This is a genomic window from Bacillus cereus G9842, from assembly GCF_000021305.1.
Taxonomy (GTDB): domain Bacteria; phylum Bacillota; class Bacilli; order Bacillales; family Bacillaceae_G; genus Bacillus_A; species Bacillus_A thuringiensis_S.
This window is the reverse complement of the sequence record NC_011772.1, coordinates 978,927-994,316: the sequence shown is the minus strand read 5'-3', so window position 1 is coordinate 994,316 and position 15,390 is coordinate 978,927. Positions and strand designations below refer to the sequence as shown.

Below are 15,390 nucleotides of genomic sequence, written 5' to 3'. Positions count from 1 at the left end.
ATCAATTTTTCTTCCACATCCTATACGCCTTTTTTATTGATTTTTCTCCCCTCTTTCTTTCGCATATTCGCTTTTTTGTTTTTCTCGGCTCTATACCCAAAGTAAAGTATCGCACATGTAGTAATAGAACCTACAATGTATCCTAAAAAGCCTCCTAACCAAAACATAATATAAATTGCCCCCAATCCATTATAAATTTTATGTAACAGACATCTGTAAAACGTTCTCGGTACCTCCGTTTTTTATTACAGATTGGAAAATCCCCTTAACCATTCCATCTATGAACACTCTGTCTTCTCTATTTTGATTATTATCTATAAAGTTATTTATACCACTAATTCTTCCATTATCTCAAATAACAATTTTATTATAAAATTCGCACTTACGTTACATATATGTAGCATTACTGTTTCTTTTTCATTTAGCCCTTAAAACTGTTCTATAATTTGAACGAGTTCGCTCTTTTGTACGAAATACCATTTATGCTACTGGCACTTCTATTTTTCTAAGAAATACAATCCCATTCTTTTTACTTTTACAACTTAAAAACAAAAAACCCCCTCAAAGCATGAACTTCAAGGGGTGAGCCTGTTTTTTATTTACTTATATACGTACAGCTGTACCACTGACAGCTACCATTAACATTCCATCACGAACAACCTCGTAATCTACGTCAATACCAACGATAGCGTTCGCACCTTTTTGTTTTGCAAGTTCTTTCATTTCGCCCATTGCGATATCACGAGCTTCTTTAAGCTTACTTTCATAAGAACCAGCACGACCACCGACAACATCACGAACAGAAGCGAATAAATCGCGGACAATGTTTGCACCCATAATAGCTTCACCATTTACAATATCAATATACTCAATAATCTCTTTACCTTGAATTCCAGAAGTTGTTGTTACAATCATGACTGACACTCTCCTAATAAGTTGTAGTTTTGATAAGCTTTCTTATGACTTTATTATGACACGGAAAAAGTATCTAATCTATTGAATTACCTTACAGGAATGTGACAGTTTTGTAATAATAAAACGCGCATTATGTTCCATTTTAATAAAGCGCTTTAATATTGGGATACATAAACGATTCTCTATTTTCTTTCCAATCTTTTTCTACTTCTTTAAAAGTTGGTCGTCCTAATTCTTTATTATTTTCATGTTTACTAAACCACTTTTTCACATACTGGTCTCCATTTTTATTTTGAACTGTACAAAGGAAGCTATTACTGCTATCCTTTAATATTTTTACAATCACGAAAAGGCACCTCTTCCCTTTTAAATAACATGATAGAACTTGATCTTTTACTATAAGCCCTTCCTCTCTTATAGTCATACGACTCCTCGGCCGCGCCAAAGTTGTAAGATCAAAAAAACGATATTCACTATGTTTATATTTTGCATAATTGATATGTGAAGTAAATATTATTTAAAGAAATCAGAGTTATAAGCATTATGCTTATCAAATATTTTATAAATTTCTAACTTATCATCTAATGTTGCATCTACTAAAATTAATATATTTCCATCGTAAATATATTCTTCATACTTTTTAGCATGTTCTTCTGGAATTCCTAATCCTATAAATGCTCCTATTAAACTTCCAGCTCCTCCGCCAATACCAGCTCCACCAATAGCTGCTGCGATTGGTCCTGCTGCTACAATTGGACCCATTCCAGAAATGGCAAGTATACCAAGGCCAGTTAATAAACCACCTAGTCCCCCTGCTACTCCTCCTGCTACAAGCCCTGTCGCTGAAAAGATATCTGCTTTATGTGCAGTTTCATTCTTAACTTTTTCACCCGATTTTTCTTCCAGGTGTTCAATTTCCTTTTGATCCTTCGCAATAGCTGAAATGTTATCTGCTGGGTATCCTTTATCATTTAATTCATTAATAACGAGTGCCGCATCATCAATTGTTCTAAAAACACCTACTATTTTTCTATCTACATTCATAACTATTAATCTCCTAAAGTTTTATATAATGTATCTTTATTTTTCTTCATTTCTGTATACACTAACCTTCTTATTAACATAACCATTTACGAAAAATGCGAATAGTAAAAGCACTACAAGTGAACTACTTAACAAGTAAATTAAATCAAATGTAATATCAATCATCATTTCATTCATGTATACCAGGCTCCTTTTTATTTAAAGTAAAAGTATATTTTGATAGACTAATCTACTAAACATAGACATCTTACAATTCATCTTCAGTCAATCTCTTTATAGTATATGTATACCCTTCCTAACTCTTTCTAAACGTAAAAAACTTTAATTATATTTTTCTTATTTATACGTTTAACATCTTCTAAAACGGGTATGTTTATATTGTTATGCTCACTATATGGAAAGGAATATTACGATGAACGCCATTCACTCTACTACTATTTCTTATAATGAAACACCTACAATAACTCAGATTCATCATTTTTATGCTTTAATGACAACATTTCAAGCTAATTTGTTTATAAGTAAACATGGAACAATGACATCAATCAAAAATTTAAGCACTCTAGTATCCTTTTTCCTTACTGTAAAAAAGAAAGATCTTGTATTATTTATTTTTGAAGGAATAGATGCAAAAAAAGCTTTAAGAACACTCTTTCCTTCTTAGAATGTTTGTTATCCTCTATTCCCCCGTTTACTACCTTTCATATATGTTTTTATATTTCAAAATGATTTCCTCTATGAAAAAAGAACCCCCTAATACAGTAGGGGGATTTCTAGTTTGGCCTTATGAAAACTGATATAATATATATTACGTTTTTTATTCTTTAAAATAGAAAACTTTTAATAATCTTGAAGGTAGGAATTTTTGATGAAATCGAAAGCAAAATTTAGTATTCGTTACAAAATTATGGCTGGTTATTTAGTTATCATTTTGTTCTTGCTTATTTCTTTCATTATGTTAAACAATGGGATTTCCAGTTTACAAAAATCTCGTAATTTTATTATTGATCACGATTTTAAAGTTCTTAATTTAACGAATCAAGTGGAGAAAGATTTACTAACAATTGAAAATAAAGCGAAAGGATTTATCACTTCTAATGATGCAAATTACGTTCAATCCCTTAACGCTGCAGAAAAGGATTACGAAAAACATTATCAAGATCTTTTTTCTTTATTAGAGGATAACCCCTCTCAGCAAGAAAAATTAAAACAGATTAACGAAAACATTACTAGTTGGATTAATAAAGAGATTCACCCACTCATTACAAATAATAATAGTAATAATGTACAAACAATCGACACGACTCAAATTCAGTCATTACAGTCGCAGCTAACTAACTTCCGTAGCACTGAGGAGCAACTAACGAAAAAAAGAGCTGCACAATTAGATATTGAAAATAATAAATTAGAGATTTGGTTATACAGTTTATTGTTCTTACTTTCTTGTATTTCCATTATCGTTTCACTCTATATTTCGAATTCCATTACAAAAACGATTAAAAATGTAATTCAAGCTATTAAATCCATTTCTTCCAAAGAAAAAATTACGGAAAGAATTCATGTAAACAGCCATGATGAAATAAAAGATCTAGCTCATACAACGAACCACTTACTAGACGAAATATCGAAAAGAGAGTGGTTGCAAACCGAGCTTGCAGAATTAATTTTAATGTATCAAGGTGTATCTTCTATTGAGATGTTAGGTAACAAAATTCTTAGTGGGGTTATACAAAAAACGCAAACTTCTTGCGGTGCATTTTATGTTCGTGAAGAAATTGAAGACACTGTCTACTATGTGAAGAAAGCTTCTTTCGCCGGTCAAGGTCCTGATGTTGGAAAACAGTCTATTAAAATGGGTGAAGGTTTCATTGGACAGTCTGCTTTAGAAAAGAAAAGTTTTATTCTCAGGGACATACCTGAAGAATTCCGTTACGTTACTACTGGATTATTAGAAATACGCCCTAAAAACCTACTAGTCATCCCTATCTTATTTGAGGATGAAGTAATTGCAGTAATGGAGTTAGTAAGTGTAACTGAGATTTCAGACTTGCATCAAGATTTAATTCAACAAACTGTTGATAATCTAGGTTTGACAATCCATAGCATTATGGGACGTATGCGAATTCAAACTCTTTTACATGAATCACAAGCAATGACAGAAGAGTTACAAGTTCAATCAGAAGAATTGCAAACGCAAGCGGAAGAACTACAAATGCAAGCAGAAGAATTACGAACAACGAATGAACAATTAGAGTCTAGAACTGAAGAAGCTGAGCAGAAAACAGCTGACTTACAAATTACTAAATCAGAATTAGAAGAAAAAGCAAGTGAGTTGTTACGCAGCTCAAAATACAAATCTGAGTTCCTAGCAAATATGTCACATGAATTACGCACACCGTTAAATAGTATTTTACTATTATCTGAAATGTTAAGAGAAAATCATGATAATCATTTATCGGATGATGAAATTGAACTAGCAACTGTCATTCATTCATCAGGGAAAGACTTACTTACTTTAATTAATGACATACTAGATTTATCTAAAGTAGAAGCAGGCAAACTAGACATCATTTTTGAAGCAACGAACATAAGTGACATGGCAGCCAATATGCATCAAAACTTTTTACATATAGCTGCACAAAAAAATGTCGAATTTACTATTGAAGACAGTGATACGATTCCAGATTTGTTTTATACAGATGCAAAACGGATTGAACAAATTATTAAAAACTTACTATCCAATGCATTTAAATTCACAGAAAAAGGATCCGTCTCTTTACATTTCAATCCGATAGAAACAACCAATTTGAGTCATGATATGCAATCTATAAGTAAAGAGTGGATTACAATTTCAGTAAAAGATACTGGTATTGGTATCGCTAAAGAACAGCATCAACTTATTTTCGAAGCCTTTCAACAGGCAGATGGAGCAACAATTCGGAAATATGGTGGTACAGGCTTAGGGTTATCTATTTGTAAAGAGTTTGCTAGATTATTAGGTGGTTGGATTACGTTAGAGAGTAATTTAGGAGAAGGTAGTACTTTCACGGTATATATTCCTAACCTTCCAAATGGATTACATGATATACAGTTATCCAATTTAGAAGTCGCAGCAACGGTAGATGACGTTATTCCTGCTGAAGTTGTTGAAGAAACTATCGTTACTACCGAAACAAATAACGTCTTCCAAGAGAAAACCATTTTAATTGTCGATGATGATCATCGAAATATATTTGCGTTACAAAATGCATTAAAAAAACAAAACGCCAACATTATTACTGCCCAAAACGGCATAGAGTGTTTAGAAATACTAAAAAGCAATACAAATATTGACCTTATTTTAATGGATATTATGATGCCTAATATGGACGGTTATGAAACGATGGAAAATATCCGAATGAACTTAGGGTTACATGAAATACCTATTATCGCATTAACTGCTAAAGCAATGCCAAATGATAAGGAAAAATGTTTATCTGCTGGCGCTTCAGATTATATAAGTAAACCATTAAACCTACATCAACTCTATTCGGTAATGAGTGTATGGTTAATAAAATAAGTGAGGTTTAGTTGGAGTGGAAAATAAGTATTATAATTTTGATCCATCAGTAGATACGGATAAGCGTACGAACTTAGAAATTGAATTACTATTAGAAGCGGTATTTAAACTATCAGGATTTGATTTTCGCCAATATGCTCGCACATCTATTTATAGAAGGATTTGCAATAGAATGCAGCTCTCTAATATCCCTACCATTTCAAAATTAATTGAAAAAGTAATTCATGAAGAAGGGTTTTTAGAACAGTTATTAAATGATTTCTCCATTAATGTAACTGAGATGTTCCGTAATCCTGCTTTTTTTAAAGCGCTAAGAGAGCATGTTATTCCTGAATTGAAAAAACATCCTGAAATTAGAATTTGGCATGCTGGATGCGCAACTGGTGAAGAAGTATTATCAATGTCCATCTTACTTCACGAAGAAGGATTAAGTGAAAAGGCTGTTATTTATGCAACAGATATGAATACAAATGTGTTAGAAAAAGCAAAACAAGGCATACTTTCATTAAATAAAATGCAAACTTACACGAAAAACTATTTACAAGCTGGCGGTACACAAGCATTTTCTAACTATTATTCGACGGATAGTCGTTTTGCTTATTTCAATCCATCACTTTTACAAAACATTATTTTTGCACAGCATAATTTAGTAACCGATCAATCTTTTAACGAGTTTCATATTATACTTTGTCGTAACGTTTTAATTTACTTTACAAGTAAACTTCAAAACCAAGTGCAGCAACTATTTTATGAAAGTTTAAGTCACAATGGATTTCTATGTTTAGGGAATAAAGAAACTCTTCGTTTTTCAGATATAATGCCGCATTATACCCAATTTAATCCTAGCGAACAAATTTATCAAAAAATACAATAAAGTGAAACTTTAATCAGATGGGGGGGATTCCCCACTGATTATCAGCCCTCACCAATCGGGCGTTTACGGACAGTTGATCTCCCACCTGCCTTCTTTGCTTCAGACTAAATTTTTTGGTGGGAGTCTTACTGCCCGTTAATGCGGGATAAAAAGCGTATGAAATCCTCTGTTTGGATTTCATACGCTTTTTATTTTGCATTCGTTTGTATCATAATTAGGCACATATCATCTGATTGTGCTTTCTTCTGTTCTCCCTTATAAAACCCTTCTATCTCGCCTTCTAAATCTCCCCATTTTCTTTCTGTAAAAGTACGTAATTTCTCTTCAGCCTCAAATTCATCATTTGCAATTGCTTCAAGAACACCATCTGTAAACAATACGATTTGAGCGTTCTTCTCAAAAGGTATAACTGTCTTTTCAACTTTTATTTCATCAAAAAATCCTACCGCACAACTCCCGCGATTTAGTTCAACCATATTTGTTTCATCAACTAAAACGTATCCAGAAGGATGCCCTGCATTTACATATTCAATCGTTCTCTTTTCTGTATCTACTACTAAATATATCGCTGTAAAATAATATGGAATATCGTCATTCTCATTATGTAAAAGAGTCATATATTTATTTAAGTCTTTAATGACAAGTTCTGGATCGATTAAAGATTTAATCGTTTCACGTAATACAGACGAAATAAACATACAAACTAATGAAGCAGATATACCATGTCCCATCACGTCTAATAATATAATACCGTAGCGGTTTTCATCGATTTTATACCAATAATACATATCTCCAGCTAATTTAAATGAAGGTAAGTAACTTGCTTCAATTTTTATATAATCTTCTCTTAATGGGCTACTTAATAAGTTTCTTTGTACTTGCGTAGCTAAATCTAGTTCATTCCGAAGATTTTCTTCTTGTTCTTTATGCCAATTTAATTCCGATTTCAAGCGTAACGCTACACGCATACGTGCTAATAGTTCAACTTTATTTATAGGTTTCGTAATATAATCCATTGCCCCCATATCAAGAGCTTCGGCCAACTTATTTGCATCCTCTAAAGCTGTAACAAAAATAATAGGAATATCTTTAAACTTCTCCTCTTTTTGTAATCGCCTACAAACTTCAAGTCCATCAATTTTAGGCATCATAATATCTAATAGTATTAAGTCAATTTCATTATGCCTGGAAGAATCTTTTCCAAACTGTATGTATTCGAAGAGCTCTTGTGCAGAATTGAGCGATACAAGATCATGATATCCGGCTTGTTTTAAAATTTTCTCAATTACAAATATGTTAACCGGATTATCATCAACAATTAAAATGGACACAAGTTATTTCCCCTTTTCTTATTTAAAATGTAAATCTATTATCATTTTCTATTTTTCTAGTATTACATACTCAGTTACAAAATGAAAATTTCGTACTCAAACATATTTATACAACAAAAGAACAAACCCCTAGAAATAGGAATTTGTTCTTTCACTGTATAAATTTCTACTTTTAATTTAACACCATTGCTTTATCATTTAAAAGACGATCTAATTCTTCCATATGATTTGTTTCATCTGCAATCATATCTTCTAGTTTTACAACTAACTCTGTCATATTTAATTTCGCTGCCTGTTCTTTTCTCGTTTCATAACGCTTAATTGTTTCATATTCTGATTGTCTAGCGGATTCTAACATTTCTCTAACATCTTCTACTTGTTTCACTGGTAAAGGGATCGTAGTAGGTGTACCACCTAACGTCTTAATTTTCTCCGCTAAATATAGGGCATGTCCTTGTTCATCACTAATTTCAGATTCAAAGAAAGGTTTCAATACTTGTCTATATATACCAGAAACTGTAGCTGCATTATGGTTATACATAATAATTGCTGAGTATTCTCCTGCTAAATCTTCATTCAATCCTTCGATTAGTTCTTTCACATCGTGTGACATTTTTATATCTCCTCCTATACTTAATAAGTACCCCTTTCCTCATGTTTTAAACATAATTATTTAAAATTTTTATGTATCTAAAAATGCAGCTTGCTTCAATTTACTTATCGCTTGTCTTTTAATACGAGAAACGTGCATTTGCGAAATACCTAACCGTTCTCCTGTATCTTTTTGATTTAAATTTTCTCCAAATATATAATGAATAACACTCTTTTCCGTATCATTTAATACGTTAAAAATATCCTCTAAAACGAGACGTCTTTCTGTCTGTTCATATCCTTGCTCTACTTCACCTACAGATTCAATTCTCGCTACCGAACTTCCATCAGATGAATTTTCAACTACATCATCTAAGGAAGATACTCGATAATTATTTTTCGCATCCATAATCTCTAGAACTTCCTCTTCCGATAGTCCTAAATGATTTGCAATTTCTATTATCTTCGGTGAACGTTGCAGGTGATCTGTTAACTCCTCTATCGCAAGTTTAATTTTCCCGCCTAAATCTTTAATTCGCCTTGGAACATGAATACCCCAAGTTTTATCACGTAAATACTTCTTTATTTCGCCTACTATTGTAGGTATTGCAAACGGCTCAAAAGCATTCCCTATCGAATAATCATACCTTCTTATTGCGCCTAAGAGCCCTAACATCCCTACTTGTATAATATCCTCATGCATCGGCCCGCCTTTTGAATAGCGATATGCAATGGAATATACGAGATTTTTATAATGATCAACTAACCTTTCCTGCGCTTCATTACATTGGTTTTGTTGGAATTCTGCAATTAGCTTAATAACGTCTTCTTTAGTAAGAGTTGTAGGTTGAGATTGGATTTCCATCATTCTCCACCTGCTCTCTTTGTATATATTTTGTCATTAAAACTGTCATGCCCTCATCATGCATGATTTGTATATCATCCATTAACGTATTGATTAAATATAAACCTAAACCATTTTCCGGCAAATGTTCTACTGGTTTATTAATATCATACGGACCGACTTTACTTTTTAAGCTACTGAAATCAAAGCTAACTCCATTATCCGCAGCCATAATTTCTAATCGATCTTCATATAGACCAAAGACAATTGTAATTTCTCCAACGTCTTCTTTATATGCATGTTGTACAATGTTTGTACATGCTTCACTAATAGCAATTTTCATATCTTCTATATCGTCATAAGCAAAGCCCATTCGATTCGCAACACCAGCCATTGTTAAACGAATAATAGCCACATATTCTGCCTTTGCAGGAATTTTCATTTCTATCTTTTCAAATCTCTCCATCATCCCTAGTCACCTTCTTTCTACTTTTTCAAAATCGGAATTCAAATTTAATATTTCTGTTAACCCTGTAATATCGAATAATCTTTTTAATCTTTTAGATACACCGATAAACTCTAGTTTTCCATCATTTTTCTTAACTGCTTTTAATAGCGCTATAAAAACACCTAAACCAGTACTATCCATATAATCTACGTTATGAAAATCTACTACAATATGAACCTCTTTTTCGCTTGTAATAGGCATTACCTTATTTTTTAAATCTGATGCCGTATACGCATCAATCTCACCATTAAGTTGTACCGTATAACCTACATCATTTTGCAAAATATTTATTTCCAAATTCATCATTTCCGCCCCCTTATCTCAAACTTTTACTATTTAATTACCCATAAAAATTAGTTTTAAACATATTTTTTTATTTTCATTATAAATAAATTTTCTACACCTTTCTCAGCTTAACACTAAAAAAAATACTACCGAATGTTTAAACCTTATAAATTTGTGTATGTATAATGTATAAACATTATTTTTAGGGGGATCTATCTATGGAAGAGCACAACTTTAAAAAGGGAGATTTCGTTCAATTTTCTTATCGACACGATCATGCTACAAAGTTAGTTGGTTCCATTATTAATATACTAACAAATACAATTGTAGTTGATATAGGTAATAACGAGGACTTATCTCATATAGAGCCAAGGCAAGTCGTAAGAATAAATAATTGTGAAAAAGTAACGATGGTTTAATACATAATAAAAAGTGTAATTTCAATGAGCGGGGGCCTTCATCCCCCCGCTCATTCCTATGCAGATTACATTAAAAAAGCATCCAAATTATTTTAATTGGATGCTTTTTTATGTATATTTATCAGTTCATTAACCCTATCGCTATATATAACAAACTTAAAATTACTATTCATTATCATACTTACGCTTTCCGTAGCATTCTAGAGAAGAATGTGACGATTAAAATAAAGACGATTGCGCCTAATAAAGCTGGAAGAATAAAGATGCCTCCCCATTCAGGACCCCAGTGACCAAATAATGCACTACCAACCCAAGATCCGATTAATCCAGCAATTACATTACCAACTATACCTAAAGGAAAGTCTTTCCCTGTAATCATTCCAGCTAACGCACCAATAAGTCCACCTACAATACACGTAATAATAAGTCCCACAATTAAACCTCCTATATTATTTTTATATTGGATTCATCAAGCTTTGGTATGTAACCAAAGCTTGATGAAAATGTATTATTCTTTATTATCCAACTCATCGCTTATCTTTTGTTTCACTTTTCCGACTTTTTCTTTTATAGTTCCCTTCGTCTTCTCCCACTTCCCTTCATTTTTCAACTCTCTATCTTCTGTAACTTCACCAATTCCTTCTTTTATTTGTCCTTTTTTCTTTTCAACTTTACCCGTAATTTGTTCTTTTAGCCCGCTCTCACTCATATTTCCCATCTCCTTTTCGTAATAGATTTATAGATTTAAAGGATACAAATTTAAATAGAATACATGCATCTTCTTTCTTGTAACCATTCACCGACTCTTTCTAAATCCTTAACGAATAACAAGATTTTCCCTTCATCCAGCTTTTCTTCATAAAAGTTCGCTTCTTCCTCATTAAGCCCTAACTCCTGCATCTTATTTCTTAACTGATCTCCTGTTTTTTGAAAGACGTTAATAATGCTTGTCCCAAGTCCCTCCTCTTTTATCCCAATTGTATTCACGTCTGCATTGTCTGCAATTCTATCTGTCCTATCTTTCTCATGTGTTAATACGTAAATATCTTTTTGTTCTATTCCTTTCTTCACTAGATCATTCGCTGCATTCATGACCTCTTTCTCCGTAATAAATTCATATACAAAAGGTTTACTATACTTCGTTTCCATCTTTAACTTCCTCCTTTAAAATGAATTATTTGTTATATTATATGTAGTACACCTATTTTCGAAATGTTAAACATAAAATTCAAAAAAAGTTATGTGAATTTTGATTTTAATAGAAAATAAACAACATCATTTACCACTTTAAAACATCTTCTACTTACAATAACCTCCTAAATTAACGGAAAATTGTTATAATTGAACGTAAGGAGGGATAATATGAAAAAAATCATATCTATATGCGCTCTAACCGCTCTATCTTTCACTTTAATAGGTTGTACAAGTACCTCGGTTACAGATAAATCTTCACAAGTTAAGCAAGAACATACACAAAATACCTTTCAATTAAACTCCGCAAATATTACCGACATTGAAATACTGAAAACAACAAATAATACTACTTCCAAATCTCAAACAGATAATGAAGAAATGATAAAATCTATCGTTTCAGCAGTTCAAAATGGAACACCTAAAACTATCACTTTAGATCAAAAAAAGAAACAATCTGTGCATTCTACTATAACCGTTACATATAAAGATGACGAAAAAGAAGAGTTTCTTGTTTGGGTTGATAATAAGGAACAAATTACAATTGCCAAAGATGAGAAGAAAGATAAGGTAGAAAGTGTGATAGTGAATATTAAAGATACTAAAATGATGAAGGATTTCTTTTAAAATTCTAGTTAACATTAAAAAAAGAGTAGGATTACATCCTACTCTTTTGTTTAATCATACCCAATAAATAGACTTTTATAAGATCTATTTAAGGTCTAATTTTGCTAAATCATGTTGTAAAACATTATTTCCTTCTTGTGGGTTAAATACGATTGCACTAAGACCAAAAACATTCGTAACAACATCTCTATCTTTCGGACGAATGATTCTTACTTCATAAGCAAACAGTGCTGGAGGAAGAGCTGCTGAACGAAAAGTAACATATCGATTAGGTGGCAATGTTTGTGTTGAAGGGTCTATTAATGGTAACAATACCGGAGAACCAGATGACCAATCAAACATTTCAACAGTTACTCTACGAGTATCATCTGGATCAACATTCATAGCCTCCACAGTAAGAAACAACGTAGCAGAATGTCTACGTAATACACCCGTTGATAAAGTCTCATTGTGATGTTCACAACATTTTTTCGGAGGGTGACCATAGCCATAACTCATACCAATTCCCCCCTTTCATTTACAATTAAGGACAAGTATTCCTTATAATATATAATGTTAGTATTCTTTTAGTGCAAGGTATAAAAGCGGATTTCCATCTATATTTTTGGATATTTTATTTTTCATTTATTCGCTTTTAAAGAATAAAGTGAAACTTTAATTAGCCCTCACCAATCGGGGTCTTACTACCCAGCAAATAGCGAGATAAATCTATTTTGAAAAGGACCTGCTCCATTCATTCGTAAAAGCATAAAGTAAATGGAATCCGTTAAAACACATGAGTGACCCCTTGGTTTTCCCTTCCTATTAAAAGGAGGAACTGTTATGGGCTTTGGTGGTAGTTGTGGCGGCTGTGGCTTCGCTGGAGGATTTGCTTTATTAGTTGTATTGTTTATTTTATTAATTATCGTTGGAGCTGCTTGCTTCTGCTAAAAAACTATCGGAAAAGACACTCATGTGAGTGTCTTTTCTTTATATGTAAAAAAAAGCCCGCCTATTTCCGTAGGCGGGCTTTATCTTTATTACACAATACGAAAGTATACTCTCTTTTTCACTAAAATTTTATGTAATTATACATATTCATGAAAATAGAAGACTTAAATTATGCCAAAATAAAGTGAAACTTTAATCAGTGGGGGGTGTTCATCCACCACTGATTATTAACCCCCACCAATCGGACTTTTACGGGCAGCCCGCCCCCCACCTAACTTCTTTGCTTACGCTGAATTTTGAGGTGGGGGTCTTACTGCCCGTTAATGCGGGATAAAAAATATAAAAAAATATCCAAAAAAACTGTCACAAAATCCGTTTTTCTGGTTTCTCTATAATACAGGTATCAAATTGAAAGTGAGGTTTAAACGGACATGTTAACCATAGAAAATGAAGAAAGTCATGCTTCTGATATGACCTTTGAAGATTTATTTAAGCAGTACTATGCTTACGCTGTGAAACAAATCATCTGGATTGTTAAAGATCAATCTATCGCTGAAGAGTTAGCACAAGAAGTATTTTTACAATTATATCGTAGCGATTGGAAAGGAATTGAAAACATACCTGGATGGTTGATTAAATCTTCTACTTATGTAGCTTATAACCATTTTCGATCTGAAAAAAGGCAGCAAGCGAAGATTGATAAAGAAATACAATACCATGAAGTACAAAATGTTTCATCATTAGACGATGATTGGATAAGAAAAGAAGAAATTACAAAGGTCCAAACGATACTAAATAAAATGAATGATCGAGAACGAACCCTTTTACTAATGAAATTCTCTGGTTTTCAATATAAAGAAATTGCAGAAGTACTTCAAATTGAAATATCTTCTATTGGAACATTATTGGTCCGAGCAAAAATGAAATTCCGCAAGATTTATAAACAAATGGAGGAGGCATAACAAATGAAATGTTATGATATCGGGTTTATTCAAACATATATTGATGGAGAACTTTCTCATGATATAAGAAAGGAATTCACAAAGCACCTAGATACATGTGAAGCATGCCAAGATTTATTAGTAGAAATTAGTAAATTAAATCAATGGGAAAACGTAATGCTAGATGAAGAATCTGCAAATTCACCACAAGAAATCAAAATTGATATAGAACAAGCATGGAAAACATTTGAAAGCCGTTCCAAGTTAGACAATGTTTCTAATATAAATCACAAAAAGCACCAAAAGAAGGGAATGTTTACAAACATGAGTAAAAAATCAAAACGTTTCATTTATACAGCAGTAGCTGCAGCTGCACTTTTTACAACAGCAATGATTCCACAAGTACAAGTGGCGGCTACAAATGTTGCTTCATATTTTTCTGATGCAATTACAAATGATAAAGTTGTAAATGAAGGAATAGGAGATGAAAATGGTGTCATACAAGATATGATGAAGAATGGTAAATATATTCCTATTGATGAAAAAATTACAGATCAAGGTATTACTGTACATCTCAAAGAAGTATTTATCGCAGATGCACGTATATCAGTTCATTATAGAATGGAAAAAGCTGATGGTAATTTAGTACCATTTGAATTTGATACATCAGGATTAAATCTTGAAAATGATGGTAAAATTAATGGGCAACAAGAGGAAAACCCTGAGATTAAAAATGACGGGAGACTATCATTTATCCATGATTCAGATGATCGTCTTCCTTTTGAACTTATGGCAGCAGGTAAAAAACTAAATGATGTAGGCATTCGTGATAATGATAAACCTGAAGGTGTTGCTACATTTGTTATAGATTCTAAAGGAAAAGACGCTTTTAAACAGCCCCTTACTTTAGATGTAAATATAACTAGAATTGGAAAAGTAATTGGATCTTGGAAAGGTCAAATTCCAATTGATACTTCACATTTGAAAAACAATACGAATTAACATGAAAAAAAGAATAGAACAATATGTATCTAATTCTCAGTTTATATGTTTTCTTGTTTTCGTTATATTTATTTCTTATATAGTTTTTACTCTATCTTTTATTTATGATTTAAGTTTATAACCTTAAATCAATCATTTAAAACCATTACAAAAAAAAGCCCCCTAAAAAAGTAGGCAAATAAATAACCGGTTTCTTAACGTATAAGGAATCGGTTATTTTGTATTTAAAATGCGTCTAGACGTACAATTTTTTTGATATGGTGACCTCTAATAAACCATATCAAAAAAAGAATAGACAGCCTAAGGTGCCTTTCTCCGACTTGAACCAT

Annotated in this window: 22 protein-coding genes; 8 read left to right on the top strand and 14 right to left on the bottom strand. The window is 32.2% G+C overall.

Annotation, left to right across the window (positions count from 1 at the left end; translation table 11 throughout):
• Positions 1-20: 20 nt before the first annotated feature.
• The 5 genes from BCG9842_RS31215 to BCG9842_RS31210 form a co-directional block, all read right to left on the bottom strand.
• On the bottom strand, positions 21-167 hold the full coding sequence (locus BCG9842_RS31215; RefSeq protein ID WP_000498641.1) for a hypothetical protein: 147 nt from the start codon (positions 165-167) through the stop codon (positions 21-23).
• Between the two features lie 436 nt (positions 168-603).
• Positions 604-915: a YbjQ family protein gene (locus tag BCG9842_RS04965; protein WP_000637513.1), complete on the bottom strand. Its 312-nt coding sequence runs from the start codon at positions 913-915 to the stop codon at positions 604-606.
• A 142-nt stretch (positions 916-1,057) separates the two neighbouring features.
• On the bottom strand, positions 1,058-1,261 hold the full coding sequence (locus tag BCG9842_RS04960; protein WP_000635853.1) for a DUF4028 family protein: 204 nt from the start codon (positions 1,259-1,261) through the stop codon (positions 1,058-1,060).
• A gap of 167 nt (positions 1,262-1,428) precedes the next feature.
• Complete coding sequence (locus tag BCG9842_RS04955) at positions 1,429-1,959, bottom strand: general stress protein (RefSeq protein WP_001100085.1); 531 nt, start codon at positions 1,957-1,959, stop codon at positions 1,429-1,431.
• A gap of 36 nt (positions 1,960-1,995) precedes the next feature.
• Entirely contained in the window at positions 1,996-2,136 is a 141-nt protein-coding gene (locus tag BCG9842_RS31210; RefSeq protein WP_001004568.1) for a hypothetical protein, read from the bottom strand.
• 235 nt (positions 2,137-2,371) lie between these two features.
• On the opposite strand from BCG9842_RS31210, the gene BCG9842_RS04950 reads away from it, so the two are divergent.
• The 3 genes from BCG9842_RS04950 (at position 2,372) to BCG9842_RS04940 (ending at position 6,392) form a co-directional block, all read left to right on the top strand.
• On the top strand, positions 2,372-2,623 hold the full coding sequence (locus tag BCG9842_RS04950) for a hypothetical protein (RefSeq protein WP_000991351.1): 252 nt from the start codon (positions 2,372-2,374) through the stop codon (positions 2,621-2,623).
• 204 nt (positions 2,624-2,827) lie between these two features.
• Complete coding sequence (locus BCG9842_RS04945) at positions 2,828-5,518, top strand: response regulator (RefSeq protein WP_000836705.1); 2,691 nt, start codon at positions 2,828-2,830, stop codon at positions 5,516-5,518.
• 16 nt (positions 5,519-5,534) lie between these two features.
• Positions 5,535-6,392: a CheR family methyltransferase gene (locus BCG9842_RS04940; RefSeq protein ID WP_000429058.1), complete on the top strand. Its 858-nt coding sequence runs from the start codon at positions 5,535-5,537 to the stop codon at positions 6,390-6,392.
• Positions 6,393-6,580: 188 nt separating this feature from the next.
• Here BCG9842_RS04940 and BCG9842_RS04935 read toward each other — a convergent pair whose 3' ends face one another.
• The 5 genes from BCG9842_RS04935 to rsbV form a co-directional block, all read right to left on the bottom strand.
• Positions 6,581-7,723: a fused response regulator/phosphatase gene (locus BCG9842_RS04935; protein WP_000025524.1), complete on the bottom strand. Its 1,143-nt coding sequence runs from the start codon at positions 7,721-7,723 to the stop codon at positions 6,581-6,583.
• A gap of 172 nt (positions 7,724-7,895) precedes the next feature.
• A complete protein-coding gene (locus tag BCG9842_RS04930) occupies positions 7,896-8,336 on the bottom strand; it encodes a ferritin-like domain-containing protein (RefSeq protein WP_000017755.1) in 441 nt (146 codons plus the stop codon).
• Positions 8,337-8,405: 69 nt separating this feature from the next.
• Entirely contained in the window at positions 8,406-9,182 is a 777-nt protein-coding gene (gene sigB / locus BCG9842_RS04925) for an RNA polymerase sigma factor SigB (protein ID WP_002083014.1), read from the bottom strand.
• Positions 9,145-9,627 (bottom strand): anti-sigma B factor RsbW, encoded by a 483-nt coding sequence (gene rsbW / locus BCG9842_RS04920; RefSeq protein ID WP_000970581.1) that lies wholly within the window; start codon positions 9,625-9,627, stop codon positions 9,145-9,147. The genes sigB and rsbW overlap by 38 nt, the downstream gene beginning before the upstream one ends.
• Before the next feature lie 6 nt (positions 9,628-9,633).
• Positions 9,634-9,972 carry an anti sigma b factor antagonist RsbV gene (gene rsbV, locus BCG9842_RS04915; RefSeq protein ID WP_002106052.1) on the bottom strand — a complete coding sequence of 113 codons (339 nt, stop codon included), beginning with the start codon at positions 9,970-9,972 and terminating at the stop codon, positions 9,634-9,636.
• A 197-nt stretch (positions 9,973-10,169) separates the two neighbouring features.
• Here rsbV and BCG9842_RS04910 point away from each other — a divergent pair, with 197 nt between their 5' ends.
• The gene (locus BCG9842_RS04910; protein WP_000390994.1) at positions 10,170-10,370 is read left to right on the top strand and encodes a hypothetical protein; all 201 of its coding nucleotides are present in this window, start codon (positions 10,170-10,172) and stop codon (positions 10,368-10,370) included.
• A 181-nt stretch (positions 10,371-10,551) separates the two neighbouring features.
• Here the strand turns inward: BCG9842_RS04910 and BCG9842_RS04905 are convergent, their stop codons facing one another.
• The 3 genes from BCG9842_RS04905 to BCG9842_RS04895 form a co-directional block, all read right to left on the bottom strand.
• Positions 10,552-10,803: a GlsB/YeaQ/YmgE family stress response membrane protein gene (locus BCG9842_RS04905; RefSeq protein WP_000522902.1), complete on the bottom strand. Its 252-nt coding sequence runs from the start codon at positions 10,801-10,803 to the stop codon at positions 10,552-10,554.
• A 75-nt stretch (positions 10,804-10,878) separates the two neighbouring features.
• Entirely contained in the window at positions 10,879-11,079 is a 201-nt protein-coding gene (locus tag BCG9842_RS04900) for a CsbD family protein (protein ID WP_000004259.1), read from the bottom strand.
• Between the two features lie 50 nt (positions 11,080-11,129).
• A complete protein-coding gene (locus BCG9842_RS04895; RefSeq protein WP_000448818.1) occupies positions 11,130-11,519 on the bottom strand; it encodes a general stress protein in 390 nt (129 codons plus the stop codon).
• 213 nt (positions 11,520-11,732) lie between these two features.
• Here BCG9842_RS04895 and BCG9842_RS04890 point away from each other — a divergent pair, with 213 nt between their 5' ends.
• On the top strand, positions 11,733-12,188 hold the full coding sequence (locus BCG9842_RS04890; RefSeq protein ID WP_000720869.1) for a hypothetical protein: 456 nt from the start codon (positions 11,733-11,735) through the stop codon (positions 12,186-12,188).
• An 84-nt stretch (positions 12,189-12,272) separates the two neighbouring features.
• Here BCG9842_RS04890 and BCG9842_RS04885 read toward each other — a convergent pair whose 3' ends face one another.
• The gene (locus BCG9842_RS04885) at positions 12,273-12,686 is read right to left on the bottom strand and encodes a hypothetical protein (protein WP_000120211.1); all 414 of its coding nucleotides are present in this window, start codon (positions 12,684-12,686) and stop codon (positions 12,273-12,275) included.
• 324 nt (positions 12,687-13,010) lie between these two features.
• Here BCG9842_RS04885 and BCG9842_RS29275 point away from each other — a divergent pair, with 324 nt between their 5' ends.
• From BCG9842_RS29275 to BCG9842_RS04875, 3 genes are all read left to right on the top strand, one after another.
• Positions 13,011-13,118, top strand: coding sequence for a YjcZ family sporulation protein (locus BCG9842_RS29275; RefSeq protein ID WP_000505670.1), 108 nt, complete (start codon positions 13,011-13,013; stop codon positions 13,116-13,118).
• Positions 13,119-13,549: 431 nt separating this feature from the next.
• The gene (locus BCG9842_RS04880) at positions 13,550-14,080 is read left to right on the top strand and encodes an RNA polymerase sigma factor SigX (protein ID WP_000955505.1); all 531 of its coding nucleotides are present in this window, start codon (positions 13,550-13,552) and stop codon (positions 14,078-14,080) included.
• 3 nt (positions 14,081-14,083) lie between these two features.
• Complete coding sequence (locus BCG9842_RS04875; RefSeq protein ID WP_000650416.1) at positions 14,084-15,061, top strand: DUF4179 domain-containing protein; 978 nt, start codon at positions 14,084-14,086, stop codon at positions 15,059-15,061.
• Positions 15,062-15,390: the final 329 nt, after the last annotated feature.

What these genes read in the sequence shown, in the direction of transcription:
- BCG9842_RS04885 (WP_000120211.1), bottom strand. Translation starts at nt 12,686, where the DNA reads ATGAGTTATGGCTATGGTCACCCTCCGAAAAAATGTTGTGAACATCAC.
- rsbV (WP_002106052.1), bottom strand. Translation starts at nt 9,972, where the DNA reads ATGATGAATTTGGAAATAAATATTTTGCAAAATGATGTAGGTTATACG.
- BCG9842_RS04955 (WP_001100085.1), bottom strand. Translation starts at nt 1,959, where the DNA reads ATGAATGTAGATAGAAAAATAGTAGGTGTTTTTAGAACAATTGATGAT.
- BCG9842_RS04900 (WP_000004259.1), bottom strand. Translation starts at nt 11,079, where the DNA reads ATGAGTGAGAGCGGGCTAAAAGAACAAATTACGGGTAAAGTTGAAAAG.
- sigB (WP_002083014.1), bottom strand. Translation starts at nt 9,182, where the DNA reads ATGATGGAAATCCAATCTCAACCTACAACTCTTACTAAAGAAGACGTT.
- BCG9842_RS04945 (WP_000836705.1), top strand. Translation starts at nt 2,828, where the DNA reads ATGAAATCGAAAGCAAAATTTAGTATTCGTTACAAAATTATGGCTGGT.
- BCG9842_RS04950 (WP_000991351.1), top strand. Translation starts at nt 2,372, where the DNA reads ATGAACGCCATTCACTCTACTACTATTTCTTATAATGAAACACCTACA.
- BCG9842_RS04880 (WP_000955505.1), top strand. Translation starts at nt 13,550, where the DNA reads ATGTTAACCATAGAAAATGAAGAAAGTCATGCTTCTGATATGACCTTT.
- BCG9842_RS04965 (WP_000637513.1), bottom strand. Translation starts at nt 915, where the DNA reads ATGATTGTAACAACAACTTCTGGAATTCAAGGTAAAGAGATTATTGAG.
- BCG9842_RS29275 (WP_000505670.1), top strand. Translation starts at nt 13,011, where the DNA reads ATGGGCTTTGGTGGTAGTTGTGGCGGCTGTGGCTTCGCTGGAGGATTT.
- BCG9842_RS31215 (WP_000498641.1), bottom strand. Translation starts at nt 167, where the DNA reads ATGTTTTGGTTAGGAGGCTTTTTAGGATACATTGTAGGTTCTATTACT.
- BCG9842_RS04875 (WP_000650416.1), top strand. Translation starts at nt 14,084, where the DNA reads ATGAAATGTTATGATATCGGGTTTATTCAAACATATATTGATGGAGAA.
- BCG9842_RS04930 (WP_000017755.1), bottom strand. Translation starts at nt 8,336, where the DNA reads ATGTCACACGATGTGAAAGAACTAATCGAAGGATTGAATGAAGATTTA.
- BCG9842_RS04895 (WP_000448818.1), bottom strand. Translation starts at nt 11,519, where the DNA reads ATGGAAACGAAGTATAGTAAACCTTTTGTATATGAATTTATTACGGAG.
- rsbW (WP_000970581.1), bottom strand. Translation starts at nt 9,627, where the DNA reads ATGATGGAGAGATTTGAAAAGATAGAAATGAAAATTCCTGCAAAGGCA.
- BCG9842_RS04910 (WP_000390994.1), top strand. Translation starts at nt 10,170, where the DNA reads ATGGAAGAGCACAACTTTAAAAAGGGAGATTTCGTTCAATTTTCTTAT.
- BCG9842_RS31210 (WP_001004568.1), bottom strand. Translation starts at nt 2,136, where the DNA reads ATGAATGAAATGATGATTGATATTACATTTGATTTAATTTACTTGTTA.
- BCG9842_RS04890 (WP_000720869.1), top strand. Translation starts at nt 11,733, where the DNA reads ATGAAAAAAATCATATCTATATGCGCTCTAACCGCTCTATCTTTCACT.